16 protein-coding genes and 2 pseudogenes are annotated in these 11,933 nt (G+C 41.8%); 11 read left to right on the top strand and 7 right to left on the bottom strand.

Annotated elements, in window-relative coordinates; genetic code table 11:
- Window positions 1-148: 148 nt before the first annotated feature.
- From IM500_RS06830 to IM500_RS06845, 4 genes and pseudogenes are all read right to left on the bottom strand, one after another.
- Entirely contained in the window at window positions 149-1,015 is an 867-nt protein-coding gene (locus tag IM500_RS06830) for a response regulator (RefSeq protein ID WP_147071678.1), read from the bottom strand.
- Between the two features lie 177 nt (window positions 1,016-1,192).
- Window positions 1,193-1,606, bottom strand: coding sequence for a zinc ribbon domain-containing protein (locus IM500_RS06835; RefSeq protein WP_353737897.1), 414 nt, complete (start codon window positions 1,604-1,606; stop codon window positions 1,193-1,195).
- 30 nt (window positions 1,607-1,636) lie between these two features.
- Entirely contained in the window at window positions 1,637-1,822 is a 186-nt protein-coding gene (locus IM500_RS06840; RefSeq protein WP_261779559.1) for a transposase, read from the bottom strand.
- Between the two features lie 256 nt (window positions 1,823-2,078).
- Window positions 2,079-2,384, bottom strand: a pseudogene (locus IM500_RS06845) ((2Fe-2S) ferredoxin domain-containing protein); the annotation flags it as partial.
- A gap of 181 nt (window positions 2,385-2,565) precedes the next feature.
- On the opposite strand from IM500_RS06845, the gene IM500_RS06850 reads away from it, so the two are divergent.
- The 11 genes from IM500_RS06850 to IM500_RS06895 all read left to right on the top strand — a co-directional run bounded on the left by IM500_RS06850 (window position 2,566) and on the right by IM500_RS06895 (window position 9,768).
- The gene (locus IM500_RS06850) at window positions 2,566-3,267 is read left to right on the top strand and encodes an NnrU family protein (protein ID WP_287738009.1); all 702 of its coding nucleotides are present in this window, start codon (window positions 2,566-2,568) and stop codon (window positions 3,265-3,267) included.
- Window positions 3,268-3,355: 88 nt separating this feature from the next.
- Window positions 3,356-3,697, top strand: coding sequence for a thioredoxin family protein (locus IM500_RS06855; protein WP_190722786.1), 342 nt, complete (start codon window positions 3,356-3,358; stop codon window positions 3,695-3,697).
- Between the two features lie 265 nt (window positions 3,698-3,962).
- A complete protein-coding gene (locus IM500_RS06860) occupies window positions 3,963-4,619 on the top strand; it encodes a vWA domain-containing protein (RefSeq protein ID WP_190722765.1) in 657 nt (218 codons plus the stop codon).
- Between the two features lie 13 nt (window positions 4,620-4,632).
- Entirely contained in the window at window positions 4,633-5,391 is a 759-nt protein-coding gene (locus tag IM500_RS06865; RefSeq protein WP_287738010.1) for a PP2C family serine/threonine-protein phosphatase, read from the top strand.
- 115 nt (window positions 5,392-5,506) lie between these two features.
- On the top strand, window positions 5,507-5,716 hold the full coding sequence (locus tag IM500_RS06870; protein WP_190722787.1) for a BrnA antitoxin family protein: 210 nt from the start codon (window positions 5,507-5,509) through the stop codon (window positions 5,714-5,716).
- A 113-nt stretch (window positions 5,717-5,829) separates the two neighbouring features.
- Entirely contained in the window at window positions 5,830-6,063 is a 234-nt protein-coding gene (locus tag IM500_RS06875) for a FitA-like ribbon-helix-helix domain-containing protein (protein WP_002783562.1), read from the top strand.
- A 214-nt stretch (window positions 6,064-6,277) separates the two neighbouring features.
- Entirely contained in the window at window positions 6,278-8,299 is a 2,022-nt protein-coding gene (locus tag IM500_RS06880; RefSeq protein WP_287738012.1) for an SUMF1/EgtB/PvdO family nonheme iron enzyme, read from the top strand.
- A 370-nt stretch (window positions 8,300-8,669) separates the two neighbouring features.
- The gene (locus IM500_RS06885; RefSeq protein WP_190722768.1) at window positions 8,670-9,059 is read left to right on the top strand and encodes a nucleotidyltransferase family protein; all 390 of its coding nucleotides are present in this window, start codon (window positions 8,670-8,672) and stop codon (window positions 9,057-9,059) included.
- Window positions 9,046-9,390, top strand: a complete 345-nt coding sequence (locus tag IM500_RS06890) for a HepT-like ribonuclease domain-containing protein (RefSeq protein ID WP_061431994.1) — start codon at window positions 9,046-9,048, stop codon at window positions 9,388-9,390. The genes IM500_RS06885 and IM500_RS06890 overlap by 14 nt, the downstream gene beginning before the upstream one ends.
- A 23-nt stretch (window positions 9,391-9,413) precedes the next feature.
- Window positions 9,414-9,503, top strand: coding sequence for an immunity protein CdiI family protein (locus IM500_RS24710; RefSeq protein WP_502865693.1), 90 nt, complete (start codon window positions 9,414-9,416; stop codon window positions 9,501-9,503).
- A gap of 16 nt (window positions 9,504-9,519) precedes the next feature.
- Complete coding sequence (locus tag IM500_RS06895) at window positions 9,520-9,768, top strand: type II toxin-antitoxin system HicB family antitoxin (protein ID WP_008196811.1); 249 nt, start codon at window positions 9,520-9,522, stop codon at window positions 9,766-9,768.
- Between the two features lie 375 nt (window positions 9,769-10,143).
- On the opposite strand, the gene IM500_RS06900 is transcribed toward IM500_RS06895, so the two are convergent.
- The 3 genes and pseudogenes from IM500_RS06900 to IM500_RS06910 form a co-directional block, all read right to left on the bottom strand.
- Window positions 10,144-10,422, bottom strand: a complete 279-nt coding sequence (locus tag IM500_RS06900) for a hemolysin XhlA family protein (RefSeq protein ID WP_002757205.1) — start codon at window positions 10,420-10,422, stop codon at window positions 10,144-10,146.
- Window positions 10,423-10,580: 158 nt separating this feature from the next.
- On the bottom strand, window positions 10,581-11,549 hold the full coding sequence (locus IM500_RS06905) for a cysteine synthase A (RefSeq protein ID WP_287738013.1): 969 nt from the start codon (window positions 11,547-11,549) through the stop codon (window positions 10,581-10,583).
- A 6-nt stretch (window positions 11,550-11,555) separates the two neighbouring features.
- A pseudogene (locus IM500_RS06910) lies at window positions 11,556-11,772 on the bottom strand (PhoH family protein); the annotation flags it as partial.
- Window positions 11,773-11,933: the final 161 nt, after the last annotated feature.

Below are 11,933 nucleotides of genomic sequence, written 5' to 3' on the forward strand. Positions count from 1 at the left end.
AGGGCTTGCGGTGTCAGTCTGTAGAGCGACCATAAGACCAGAACAGAGTAAATCTGTTAAGGCAGGTGCGAAAAATCCTTCGGGAAAGAAGCAGAAACCCAAATCGTGAGGTTTGGGAATCGCCGTCCGTTTTACGGCGGCGAGGATGTCAAGATTGCGTGTTATTGAACAGTTTAATGTTGCTGAGACCGATATAGTATTTACGATAGAAAGAGACGAGATAACCCATCAATTCCAAGACCATGAGACGACCTTCGCTAACGTAGGCCTGCGCTTTGGCCAGGGTGACATCCTGATTTTTTTGGCGTAGGGTGGTGGTATGAATATCCACCACATCGCGAGGACTAGCTTTTAAGAATCCTAACTTATCGGCCAAGCTTCGCAGTCGTTCCGATAGATTATGTTCCACTTTGTATGCTTGTTCTTCTAAAGCTAAGTCTAATAACTCTCCGTAATTTTGGACTAATTCTTGAAAAATATCGGGAATACTCTGCTTTATTGCCTCAGAACCGAACATTTTCGCCGTGATGCTAGTTTGTACTCCCTTGATTAACTGTTCCAGTTCGCGAAATTCCTCTTCCTGTTGTTGATGTTTAAGATTAAGGATATATTGCTGACGTTCGATCGCCACACGAATTTGATAGACTAAAAGACTACTATCGATATTATTTAACTGAATATAACCGTCAGCACCCAGTTGAAAGGCTTTAACGACTAATTTCTCATCATTGCTAGTAGTTTGAACCACTATCGGTATATCAGAGGCTAATTCTCTGGTTTTGACTAGAATATTTAAGCCGGGGGGGACAGAGATTTCCAAGCTTAAGAGGATGAGATCAAATTTCTCCCCTGCTAGTTTTTCGGCAGTTTGCTGTAGATCCTGAGCTTGGGTGAGGGTAAAAGTCAACCCCCCGGCCAGGGAACATTGGGGGGCCTTTAACAGCAATCTCTGGATTAATTTAACAGTCGTCGGTTCATCCTCTATCAATAAAATCCTACAGATATCTCTAGTCATTGTTAATCGATCGCTAAAATTATCTTTTTTCCCCTACTTTCATAGTACGCCCATCTTTGGGAAACGCAAGGACAAAATCACAATCTAGCACCCGCTATCTCGAAGTCTTATTCTACCGCTCAACTAAACTTACTCAAACTTACTTAAAAGTCTGAAAGCTTATTCATTCGTAGTGGGTCAAGCACGGAGCGGGTTAAACGGCAAACCCTTTATTCCCCGGTCAATGACATCAGGAATTACTTTTCTAATGATGTTAAATGCCCCATTGACATCGGCATTTAACAACTGATTTGTTCCCATTTTATCAAGTCCCCTAGCTAACCTTTTTCCCTTAAATAATGGTTTTTCTTCACCATATTTAGTTAACTCATCCCTATCTAAGGCACTCGATTGTGAGGTAGAGTATTCTTCAGTTATTATGATTTTTATTCCTTTTAATTGAGCTTTATAGGTTAACATTTCTATTAATCTATAATGAGGAATATTGACCAATTGTTGATGATTTATTTTTCCTAGATTAAGAGATTGTTTCATCCGCTCATTATGCCCAATTATTAACGTACCTATTTGAGGTCGAATACACCAATATATTACTCTTTTGCTGGCTGTGTTTAGGTAATTTTATCCTCGACAGTTTCGCTTATGAGTCAGGAGTATCAATCTCTTAGATGAGGGTCGATTATTTCGGGTTTTCAGTTGAGATTGCAAGCGGGAACCTTGTTTGTTGTAGAAGGTGTTAATCGCTTTTAAGGGTCTGCCATTTACCAAAAGAGGTGCTACACCTGTTTGATTTGTAGTTACAGCCATTAAGTTATTAACTCCTAAATCTACACCAGCTTATCTGTTGTTTATCTGTGGTTTCCGACCGTCTTTCATATACTATTTCAATGACATAACAGCTACTTTTGGGGACAATTATCACGGCAATTATTTCTCTCTTGGATGTGGGAATTTTTAAGTCGCTCATAGACAATAGACTAAGCTGAAATCACAGGCACTTAAAGGGGTTAACCTAGGAGCAAAAGACTATTGTGAAGCATCACTTAAAAATTGATGATCAAGTTTACTGCCATTGAGCGTGAATGCGTGGATGGAGTAAACGCTCAACCGGTTGACCGTTTTTTAAATGTTCTTCGACAATCTGATTGACATCCTCTGGTTTAACACGACAGTACCAAGTTTCCTCGGGAATAATTCTCACCGTGGGGCTAGTGCTACACTGTCCTTGACAACCACTGGTCATAACGATGACATCTTCTGGGAGAGCTGCCGTTTGCCAAGCTAAAAGAAGCTCGGACGCACCCTGCACCAAACAGGAAGAATGCTGACAGACCATCACAAATCGCTTTTGGGGATAAGACATATTACCTAAAAAGTAGAAAAATTAGATAGTTCCTCGGGTATATTCTTGGGGGTCGCTTTGAGGAAGCATATATTATATTTTGCCCCGAATCCCCGATACTGGCAATACAAAAAAAGGGGGCGAAAAATTAACCATCAATCTTTAAAATAGAATTCGGAGAAAAATTTAGTCAATCAAGAGGGTAAAAGTGGCATTCGCTAGTCATTGGGTCATGTTAGGTTTATTACTGGGTTTTGCCGTCGCCCATAGCGGATTAGCCAGTTTACGAATGGGGGGAGAAGCTATCATCGGTGCGCGACTGTATCGGGTATTATTTGCCCTTGTGAGTATCCCTCTAGCGGTAATTTTAGTAGTTTATTTCTTCAATCATCGTTATGATGGTTTGCTTCTCTGGCAAGTACAGGGAGTAACCGGAGTAAAAACCCTAGTTTGGGTACTTTCGGCCATTTCTTTTTTCTTTCTCTATCCTGCCACTTTTAACCTGCTGGAGATCGCCGCTATCCAAAAACCGCAGGTTCATCTCTACGAAACCGGCATCCTGCGCGTTACCCGTCATCCCCAGATGGTAGGACAGGTGATCTGGTGTATTGCTCACACCCTCTGGTTAGGGACAAGCTTTACCCTATTAACTTCCCTGGGTTTAATTGCCCATCATCTTTTTGCCGTCTGGCATGGCGATCGCCGGTTAGAGAACCGTTACGGAGAGGCATTTTTAAAGGTCAAAGAACGCACCTCGGTGATTCCCTTTTTAGCGATTATCGATGGTCGGCAAAGCCTAAAATGGCAAGAATTCCTTCGTCCTGCCTATCTAGGAGTAACAGGGTTTATTTTACTCCTCTGGTGGGCGCATCCTTGGCTAATGCAAGCAACAAGTAAAATTTATTGGTGATTTTGCTCCCAACCCCTTTCTTATTGATCCCGATTGGTGTAGAATGGTTGCCATATCAAAATCAAGTTTTCATAAAATCCGTTTAGACATGATACTATCTGTCACTGAAAAGGGCTTCCCTAAGCTGGTTTTAGAGTCTTCTCGTCCGGTTCTCGTGCATTTTTGGGCTCCTTGGTGTGGTTTATGTCGTTTAATCCAACCCACCCTCTGTTCTTGGCAAAATGAGTGTCAAGATGCGATTCAATTAGTCGGTGTCAATGCCGATGAGAATTTTCAATTAGCTAATAGTTTTCGTCTGCGTAGTCTACCTACGTTAATTCTCTTCGATCAAGGTGTTCCAGTTCACCGTCTGGAGGAAATTCACAGTCGCGAGGAATTGCATCAAACCCTGCGACTAATGGCCAAAAATCAAATCCTGCGTTCAGCTTAAGGGAAAGATATCTTTTCTGATGGGTTCTGTGGTTAAAATGTATTCTAAGATACGGTAACGCTGGTGGGTGAGTGGAACGAACCACTCCAGACACAGAGGACACAAAGATTGATCGCTCTTATAGTAAGTTAAACTTATCACACAAAGAATAAGAGAGCCTCTGATGGGACTGGCAGAGATAATATAATAGGACAAAAAGTAGATAATCCCAATTCCTAAGATACCCATAGTTCCCCCAGTTCAAAAAATTAGGAGGCTTAAAAAAATGCCGATTGGTGTGGCTGAATTTGTTGAAAATCAGGAAAATCGCTGTCCTGTGGTACTACTACTAGATACCTCTGGTTCAATGGAAGGGGAACCGATTAAGGCTCTCAATGATGGTATCAAAACCTTTCAGGAGGATGTGATGCGGGATATCCAAGCGACGTTGAGCGTAGAAACCGCCATTGTCACCTTTGGTAAGGGAGGGGTTAAAACCGTGCAAGATTTTGTCGGGATTGACCAATTTACGCCACCGACTTTAACCGCAGGAGACTTAACTCCGATGGGAAAAGCGATTGAATTGGCCTTAGATTTAATCGAAGATCGTAAAGCGATTTATAAAAATTATGGTATCCAATACTATCGTCCCTGGATATTTTTAATTACTGATGGTGCGCCTACGGATCAATGGAATCTGGCAGCGCAACGGGTAAAACAAGCCGAAGCAGAAAATCGGGTTTTATTTTTTTCTGTAGGTGTTCAGGGGGCCGATATGGAGAAGCTCAAACAGATTTCTAATAATCCCCCCGTGTTACTCAATGGGTTAGATTTTCGGGATTTATTTCAGTGGTTAAGTAACTCAATGAAACGAGTTTCTGGTGGTAAAATTGGAGAGGCGATCGATTTACCACCCGTGAATTGGGGACAAATTACCACCTAGAGGACAGTTAATTATGTGGAGAACATTATGTCAGTCGGTGGTCGGTAGTTTTCACGTCCAAACGGGATTACCCTGTCAAGATTACGGTGCTTATAAATTATTGGGTCAGGATGTTTTGATTGGAGCCGTGGCCGATGGGGCCGGTAGTGCCAAACATTCGGATTTGGGGGCGAAAATAACAGTTAAAGCAGCGCTGCAATTTTTAGAGGAAAATCTCAAAAAAACAGCATTTGCGGCAACTGAAACTGAAGCAGAATTAGAGGAAATATTCCGGCGACTGTTGGCTTATGTTCAGCAAATTCTCCAAGAAAAAGCCGAAAAAGAACAGTTAGATATTAATGATCTGGCGACAACTTTACTGGTTGTTTTGGTTACTTCAAAACGATTAGCGGCGATGCAGATAGGAGACGGTTTTATTGTGTTCAAACCTCTGGGAGGAAATTATCATTTATTGTTCCAGCCTGACAAGGGGGAATACATCAATGAAACCACTTTTGTTATTTCTAGTAATGCTTTGGAGGAGATGCAAATAAAAGTTTTAACCGAGCCAGTTGCGTTTATTTGTGTGGCGACAGATGGAGTGGAAAAGGTATCGATCGATTATAAAAATTGGCAGCCTTTTCCGCCTTTTTTTCAGCCATTAGAGGAATATTTGCAACAGACAGAAACGCCATTGCAAGAAGACCTCAAAGAATTTTTAATGCGGGAGGGTTTAAATAAGTTAACAACCGATGATAAAACCTTACTCCTAGCTTTTTGTTTAAGAAACTGAGGGGTTTAAGAAACCGGGTTTGTTTGACAAACCCAGTTTCTGGATCATAGCGTTCCCAGGTAAAACAATCGTGAGCAAAAAATCTATCAAAAGCGACTTGAAGAGAATTGATGCGATGACGGATGAGAATATCGATTATTCTGATATTCCGCCGTTAGGTGATGAATTCTTTACCCAAGAAACAGTATCTTTTTCGCCATCAAAGCAGCAATTAACCATCCAACTAGATCAAGATATCTTAGAATGGTTAAAAGCCCAAGGAAAAGGATATGAGACACAAATTAACTACATCTTGCGGGAAGTGATGGAACAGCAGCGGCAGTAAAAAACAACGAACCTGATTTGATTACAAGGTTTGTTGTTGCGCTTCAGCGCTCAACTCTGGCGAAAATTGGGCTAAAGTGAATTCGAGTAATCTGTATAAAACGGAGGTCGTCTATGGCAGATTTAATCGTCCGCAATATCGATGAAGCCATCGTCAAAGCTCTCAAAAAGCGAGCCAGCCAACACGGGATCAGTGCCGAAGCCGAACACCGCCAAATCTTAGAAAAAGCCTTGCTGCAACCGCAACGAAAATCCCTAGCAGAGGTGCTACGCCAGATTCCCAACGTTGGCAACGATTCAGACTTTGATCGCGTTCAAGATGACACAGCCAAACCAGTATTTGATTGATACTAAGTAGGTAGGCGTTAAAAATTATCAGACACCCCCGTTATCAAGGGTAGGGTTGATTCATGAATCAACCCTACCTTATCAAGGGGGGATCAAGGGGGGATTAAAGGCAAAATCCATTTTTAATTTAATTATAACCAGCTACTTATATCTAACTTATTAGAAACGACTAGATAAATTTTTCTGAACAGCACAAATACTCGGAGATTTTTTGATGTCTTTAACTTATCGCTGTCAACTAAAGAATCGCTTGATTACCCTGACGCAAGAAATGGCCGACAGTGGCGAAGCGAAAGTATGGCACACTAACTTTAATGGGTACTTAGCGAAAATCTACCACAATCCCCATAATGAAAGGGTTGATAAATTACAGTTAATGGTGAGAAATCGTCCCAGTGATCCTAATGCTCATCTTAACCATATTTCCTTCGCTTGGCCCTATTCTATCTTAGAAGATAACCAGGGAAAAGTCGCTGGTTTTTTAATGCCAGAAGTGGTGGGTTCAGAAACATTATTAAAGCTTTGTACGCCCATAATGAGAAGAAAATACAAGTTAGAAACTAATTGGTATTTTCTTCATGTAGTAGCGCGGAATATAGCCGCTATTATCCAAGCAATTCACCTTAAAGGTTATGTTTTGGGAGACATCAAGCTAGAAAATATCTTAGTGAATAATCGGGCGTTGCCTACAATTATTGATACAGATTCATTTCAAGTATCAGATCCCTATAGCGGTAAAATATATCGGTGTTTAGTTGGCTCAGAAGGATTTACACCGGCGGAATTAATCGGAGTGAATATAGCAGATGTAGATCAAACAGAAGTTCATGATCGCTTTCGATTAGGAGTTGTTATTTATTATCTACTATTTAGCGGGCCGCCGTTTCGGGGATTGTGGCAAGGAGGAGGAGATTCCCTGGAACAGTCGGAACTAATTCGACGGGGACTATGGCCTTTTTCTGGGGATAAATTGCTTGTACCTAGTAATACAACAATCCCATTAAATATTTTACATCCCGACTTACACGCCTTATTTTTGCGCTGTTTCAATGAGGGACATAAATTCCCCGACAGACGACCGACGGCTAAGGAATGGCGTGGTACTTTGGAAGCTGCACTAAAAGAGGTTATACGCTGTGGCAAAATTGATAATCATTACTACAGTCGCCGTTACGGAAAGTGTTATTGGTGTGAGCGATTTAGTAATTTAAATCTTGATATTTTTCCGGGGAACAGTATCGCTACTGTGACATCTACACCGTTACCTAAAGTATCGCCCAGATCGCCCTCTTCGCCACCACCTCGTCCAGTTTCGCCACCACCTCCCCCAGTATCGATTAAATCATCTCCTTCACCTATACCTCCTCAAAGATGGTCGCGTCGTAAAGTCTTAATAAATTTGGGGTTAGTTACAGTAGGGACAGTCGCTAGTAATATTTTCGCTCAGTTGTTTCGTCAGAATCCTACTCCTCCTCCTTCTCCAAGTCCTGTATCTGTCAGGTTTACAAAGCCAACCCCATTTACAGAAAACCTACCCAATGGAGTAACACTGGAAATGGTAGGCTTACTAGCAGGTCAATTTCTCATGGGATCTCCTGACAGTGATCCCGATGCTCGCGATAATGAAAAGCCTCAACACCAAGTTAAAGTCAACAGTTTTGCGATTGGGAAATATCCGGTGACTCAGGCACAATATGAAGCGGTAATGGGAACCAATCCCTCTTATTTTAAAAACAATCCCCAAAATCCGGTAGAAAAGGTTAATTGGAATGACGCTCAAGCCTTTTGTCGGAAATTGAGTCAAATAACCGGGAAAACCTATCGTCTCCCCACAGAAGCGGAATGGGAATATGCCTGTCGTGCGGGGACTACTACTCGCTTTTATTTCGGTGATAATGCCAATCAGTTAGGAGATTATGCTTGGTATGACGGAAATTCTCAGGCTAAAACTCATCCTGTGGGCCAGAAAAAGCCCAATGCTTGGGGACTCTATGACATGAGTGGCAATGTTTGGGAGTGGTGCGAGGACAATTGGCATGATAACTATATCGGAGCGCCGACGGATGGCAGTGCTTGGCTAAAAAATGGTAATGATAATCGTTCTCCATTGCGGGGCGGTTCCTGGGGCAGCTATCCTAGTCTCTGCCGTTCCGCTTACCGCGACGACGGCCTCCGCCGCGACCACTACGGCAGCGACGGTTTTCGGGTGGTGTGCGGTGCTGGGAGGACTCTGTAACCCTTATTCTCTTTTTACCCTTTTTTACCCTTTTTCTCTTTTTCCCGCCCTTAGGCGGGTCGATTTTTTTGAAAAAATTGAGGTAGTGTTAAATTTTGTTAAGGACAATGAAAAATGAAACAGTTATCGGTTGTTAAAAAGCCGTGGGTTGGGTTTCGTTCCTCAACCCAACCCAATGATTTAAAAATGTTGGGTTTCACTATCGTTTGGCCTAACCTACGATCAGACTACGGACGAAAAAGTGAGCGCCGATCTCCTAGGGTGTGTTAATGTTGGTGTAGCCTACCAGCCGACTTTACATGGCGGGTTACTGTAACCTTAACGATCTTAAGTGTTTTGTCAAGGATAATTTGGGGGATTTTGCTCACCAATGAAACAAGCTATTACAGCGAAGGTTGTTAAAATAACCACCAACAAGGCCGAAAAAATCTTGTTAAATTCTGGTTTTAAGAAAAAAAAAGCTCAAGTTATCTTAAGCAAAATTACTAATTTTTGTCAACATTGGAAAATTCTTGAAATGTCTTTATTTGGTTCAGTATTAAGGGAAGACTTTCGAGTTGATAGTGATATTGATGTTCTTTATAAGTTTGCTCCCAATCATGGCTGGGATTTGTTTGATATTGTTCAGATGAAAGAAGAATTAGAGGAGATATTCGGACGCAAAGTTGACTTGGTTAATCAAGAGGGACTGAAAAACCCCTATCGTCGTTACGAAATTTTAAAAACTCATCAGCTAATTTATCGTCATGAACAGTCGTGAGGCCGGATATCTTTGGGATATGGTCGAAGCTATTACTAATATCCAAGAATTTATTCAAGATATTTCTTTGGAAGAATATTCCAAGAGTCTTTTGTTACAAAGTGCTGTGGAAAGACAATTAGAAATTTTAGGAGAAGCAGCCCGTAGAATTCCTGAGACTTTTCAACAAAAACACACCAAAATTGATTGGAGGGGAATTATTGGACTCAGAAATATTATTAGCCATCAGTACGATCAGGTTCAACCAGAAATTGTCTGGAATATTATTACAGTAAGACTTTCTCCTTTGCTAGAACAATTGCAGTCTCTATTGCCACCATTGCCCCAATGATAATAATTTAAAAAATTAAGTTAATGGCAGATTATGACTGCTATCCTCTCTGGGTAATCGATCAAATAGGTGAGATAGATTTCTCGGAATTACCCTTTAGCAGTGAACAGTAAACAATTATCACTTAGAATGAATTGTAAAGGTTACGAAGCAGTAGTTTTTTTTGATGACGAGGCGGGTATCTTTTACGGTGAGGTGGCCAACGTCCGAGATGTTATCACTTTTCAGGGAGAGAGTGTAGCGGAATTGCAGCAAGCTTTTGCTGATTCAGTGGAAGATTACCTAGCTTTTTGTGCCGAGCGCGGGGAAAAGCCAGAAAAACCTTTTTCTGATAGTTTTCTGTCACAGCCACACCCGAAATTACACCAACAAATTTAGCAATAAGTAGGCTGGTTTGAGGAACGAAACCCAACCCAATTATTTAAAAGTGTTGGGTTTCACTATCGTTCAACCCAACCTACGCTCTTTATTCTCTGAGATAAAATAAAGGTTGAATGATGCAATTCATCTGCCTAAAAACGTGCCATCACCTAAACTGCCTGATTCTGCTCAATCAGCCGTAGGTTAGGTTGTAGGTTGGGCGTGGTGGCGTGGTGCGTGGTAGATGGGAAATTGATGGGTAGGGGCGAAGCATTCGGATAAAAAATCTAGGATTTCAGCGATAGGTTATGCCCAAATGCTTCACCCCTACAGTGATTTTCTGTAATTGAGGAATAACTGTTGCAAAAGGCGGTTCAAAATTCATTGTCTTAATTATGATTGAGAAAAAGGGAGAATAATATAGCGAATGACTGTTCCTAGTAAAGCTGTTCCCAAGATGCCGATTAACGTCCAAATCTGGGCTTTCTGAGAGCCTTTTAATTCTTTTGTATCTTCTTTTACTCCTTCAATATCTTTTTCTAAACTATCGACTTTTTCCTCTAATCTCGCCTGTACTATTTTAATATCCATAACATCTTTTTGCAGATTATCTAACTTCTGATTAATTGAACCTAAAATTTCTTTCAGATCCTGTTCAATAGTAACTGACATCTGATGATTCTCCTAATAATGATAGTTATCAGTATTATTGTCTATCTTATCTTAAGTGTTTGCCCAACCGAAGCGCCTCATTTTCCCTTGCTGCCTTCCCTCATTGTTGCCCTCCCCCTCCCATTATCTCCACTAATTTATGAGCCGATAATTCCTGATTAAGCCAATCCTTTCTCAGCCAACCATTGAGGATTATATAAACGAGATTGATAACGGGACCCACCATCACAAAGAACAGTAACTATGGTGTGGCCCGGTCCCATTTGTTTAGCCAAAGCCACGGCAGCAGCCACATTAATACCCACAGAACCCCCCATAAATAAACCATCTTTTTGTAATAGTTGATAAACAACTTTGATGGCAGTGGGATCATCAATTTGAATGGCATCATCTATGGGTGCGCCTTCCATATTAGCCGTAATACGACTATTACCAATCCCTTCAGTAATTGAACTACCTTCCAGGGTAATTGTCCCGGTTTTCACATAACTATATAAACCGCTACCCATCGGATCCGCCACCACACAACGCACCTGGGGATTTTGGTCTTTTAAAAACATCGCCACCCCCGCGTAGGTTCCCCCGGTTCCCGTGGCAGCCACCCAAGCATCAATTTTACCGTCGGTTTGTTCCCAGATTTCCCGGCCGGTGGTTTCGTAGTGAGCGCGACGATTAGCCAGATTATCGAATTGATTGGCCCAGATAGCATTTTCCATCTCACTGGCCAATCTCCCCGATAATTTAACGTAATTATTGGCATCTCGGTAGGGAACGGCGGGAACAGTACGCACTTCTGCACCCAATGTTCTCAATAGGTCGATTTTCTCTTGGGATTGGGTATCGGGAATGATAATCAGGCATTTATAACCTTTAGCATTGCAGATATGGGCCAAACCGATGCCAGTATTGCCGGCGGTTCCTTCGACAACGGTTCCCCCCGGTTGGAGAGTACCGGCTTTTTCCGCTTCTTGAATAATATATAAAGCAGCCCGATCCTTGACCGAACCACCGGGGTTAAGAAATTCGGCCTTACCGAGAATCTCGCAGCCGGTTTCCTCGCTAAAACTATTGAGACGAATTAGGGGAGTATTACCCACCGCATCGACGAAACCATTTTTAATATCCATAATCTGTTATTTTTCGTGCTGTTCCTAGTGAGACGATTTTTTGTACTAAGGGATGACGCACCACATCGGCCCGCGATAGGTAAGAAAAAGCGATCCCTTCTACTGATTTTAGGATTTTTTGAGCGGCAATTAACCCCGATTCTTGTTGTTGCGGTAAATCGGTTTGGGTGACATCTCCGGTTACTACCATGCGCGAACCGAATCCCAAGGGAGTTAAGACCATTAATGCGATCGCACTTTCTCCACTGGGGAATTGAATCGTTGGCCAATTTCTACCACTTTAGCAAAATTGTTGTCTTTGCTGAAAATATTGATTAAATTGGAAGTTTTTTAGCTGTGATTAGTTACCTAACCTAATATAGTGGTGGCATTCTGTAAGGAGTC

Origin of the sequence: Microcystis sp. M179S2 (assembly GCF_020245805.1) — a bacterium.
GTDB classification, from domain to species: domain Bacteria; phylum Cyanobacteriota; class Cyanobacteriia; order Cyanobacteriales; family Microcystaceae; genus Microcystis; species Microcystis aeruginosa.

Excerpts from the sequence above, each read along its gene's own strand:
- IM500_RS06885 (WP_190722768.1), top strand. The coding sequence starts at position 8,670 with ATGAAACAAGCTATTACAGCGAAGGTTGTTAAAATAACCACCAACAAG.
- IM500_RS06875 (WP_002783562.1), top strand. The coding sequence starts at position 5,830 with ATGGCAGATTTAATCGTCCGCAATATCGATGAAGCCATCGTCAAAGCT.
- IM500_RS06905 (WP_287738013.1), bottom strand. The coding sequence starts at position 11,549 with ATGGATATTAAAAATGGTTTCGTCGATGCGGTGGGTAATACTCCCCTA.
- IM500_RS06865 (WP_287738010.1), top strand. The coding sequence starts at position 4,633 with ATGTGGAGAACATTATGTCAGTCGGTGGTCGGTAGTTTTCACGTCCAA.
- IM500_RS06900 (WP_002757205.1), bottom strand. The coding sequence starts at position 10,422 with ATGTCAGTTACTATTGAACAGGATCTGAAAGAAATTTTAGGTTCAATT.
- IM500_RS06855 (WP_190722786.1), top strand. The coding sequence starts at position 3,356 with ATGATACTATCTGTCACTGAAAAGGGCTTCCCTAAGCTGGTTTTAGAG.
- IM500_RS06860 (WP_190722765.1), top strand. The coding sequence starts at position 3,963 with ATGCCGATTGGTGTGGCTGAATTTGTTGAAAATCAGGAAAATCGCTGT.
- IM500_RS06890 (WP_061431994.1), top strand. The coding sequence starts at position 9,046 with ATGAACAGTCGTGAGGCCGGATATCTTTGGGATATGGTCGAAGCTATT.
- IM500_RS06895 (WP_008196811.1), top strand. The coding sequence starts at position 9,520 with ATGAATTGTAAAGGTTACGAAGCAGTAGTTTTTTTTGATGACGAGGCG.
- IM500_RS06830 (WP_147071678.1), bottom strand. The coding sequence starts at position 1,015 with ATGACTAGAGATATCTGTAGGATTTTATTGATAGAGGATGAACCGACG.
- IM500_RS06870 (WP_190722787.1), top strand. The coding sequence starts at position 5,507 with ATGACGGATGAGAATATCGATTATTCTGATATTCCGCCGTTAGGTGAT.
- IM500_RS06880 (WP_287738012.1), top strand. The coding sequence starts at position 6,278 with ATGTCTTTAACTTATCGCTGTCAACTAAAGAATCGCTTGATTACCCTG.
- IM500_RS24710 (WP_502865693.1), top strand. The coding sequence starts at position 9,414 with ATGGCAGATTATGACTGCTATCCTCTCTGGGTAATCGATCAAATAGGT.
- IM500_RS06840 (WP_261779559.1), bottom strand. The coding sequence starts at position 1,822 with ATGGCTGTAACTACAAATCAAACAGGTGTAGCACCTCTTTTGGTAAAT.